A 1,564-nucleotide genomic window follows, 5' to 3' on the forward strand; every position below is an offset into this window, starting at 1 on the left:
CCAACAGCATGTCCCAGAAGGCAGGCAGTGAGTACGAAGAAATTGTCATCACCAACTATGACCCCCGCCGCTACAACACCGCAAGGAATTGGCAACTGAGTATGTTCCACCTGTCCCCCACCGACGAGTACGAGGGGCGCTATACCCTGATCCATGAACCAAATCAAAATACTTAACGATATGGAGGAATAAACATGACATTTATCAACTACACCAACGACGGCAAAGCCGTCATCCAGTCTGCCGCCCTGATTCTGAGCGGTCTGGAGCGAGAGAAAACCCTGGAGCTGCACACCCTGGAAAACGCCATCGTCCTACTCAAGCCGGAGATGAAGCCTGTGGAGAAAGCCGCCGCAATGATGACGCTGATGCGCCTGGTCAACAGCCTGGGCGCAGATATGATGACTGGCTGGAAGGGCCAGGAGGAGGATGAGGATGTGTGCGACGGCTGCCACGGGTGCGCCGAGGACACGCTTCCCATCCCCGCAGAAGCCTTTGCAGATGCAGGCATTGTCTTTGACAACCTCCGGGTGTTCAGCGTAGACGGTGCTGTTCTGGTTGTGCCTCAGGATGACGCTGAAAGTTGGGAGAAACTCCTGAGCCAACTGGCACCCAACAAACAGAATCTTTCCAAGTAAGCAAGACATGGTTCACCTGAGTCCTTTTTTCAGTGGGCCTCCACCCCCCGATGTTCCAAAGCATCATCCGGGCCCAAATACACACTATATTTTTGTAACTGGAGGTAATCTATGTGTAAATGGAACTACAAACGCTTTGCTCTCTTACTGGTGGTGGCGCTGGCCATGACCTCCCTGATGGCAGGCACAGCCTTGGCCGCTGGCAGCGGAGATGTAGCTGGAGCCGTAGAGAGCACCTGGACCACCGCATCCACCCAAATCAAGACCGTAGTCAACAACGTGGTCTTCCCTGCCATTGATCTGATCCTCGCCGTGTTTTTCTTTGTCAAAGTGGGTACCGCCTACTTTGATTATCGGAAAACCGGGCAGTTCGAGTGGACAGCCCCCGCCATTTTGTTTGCCTGTCTGGTGTTTACCCTCACCGCCCCCCTGTACATCTGGGGCATCGTTGGCATCTAACATCTCAAAAACCATGTAATCAACTGAGACACAAGGCCGTACCAGCTGCGGGATCTTTGTGTTATGCGGTTGGTACGGCCTCATTCTGAAAGAGGTGAACCAACCATTGTTTATTTGGGATTTTGTAGCTGATACTGTCCTGAGCCAGATCATTGATTGGATCTACAGTCAGATTATGGGCTTTCTGGGCAACTTCTTTGCCGAGATGGGCAACATGGGCGTGGAGCTGTTCACCATGAACTGGGTACAGAGTATTGTCCTGTTTTTCTCCTATCTGGCCTGGGCGCTCTATGGCACAGGCCTTGTGGTGGCCTGTTTTGAATGCGGCATTGAGTATTCCTCCGGCAGAGGAAACCTCAAAGAGACCGCCCTCAATGCCATAAAGGGCTTTATGGCAGTCGGTCTCTTCACGGTGGTACCCGTGCGGCTCTATGAACTCTCCGTCACGTTGCAGGGCAGTCTCACCG

Annotated in this window: 3 protein-coding genes; all 3 read left to right on the forward strand. The window is 53.0% G+C overall.

Annotation, left to right across the window (positions count from 1 at the left end; genetic code table 11):
- Positions 1–194 precede the first annotated feature (194 nt).
- Positions 195–638 (forward strand): hypothetical protein, encoded by a 444-nt coding sequence (locus H9X86_RS11975; RefSeq protein WP_087230287.1) that lies wholly within the window; start codon positions 195–197, stop codon positions 636–638.
- Between the two features lie 111 nt (positions 639–749).
- Positions 750–1,097 (forward strand): DUF3852 domain-containing protein, encoded by a 348-nt coding sequence (locus H9X86_RS11980; protein WP_087230290.1) that lies wholly within the window; start codon positions 750–752, stop codon positions 1,095–1,097.
- Between the two features lie 106 nt (positions 1,098–1,203).
- Positions 1,204–1,564, forward strand: a 361-nt coding sequence (locus H9X86_RS11985; protein ID WP_243416954.1) for a conjugal transfer protein TrbL family protein, incomplete at its 3' end; no start/stop codon positions are given.

This window comes from Pseudoflavonifractor capillosus (assembly GCF_016902575.1).
GTDB lineage: Bacteria > Bacillota > Clostridia > Oscillospirales > Oscillospiraceae > Enterenecus > Enterenecus capillosus_A.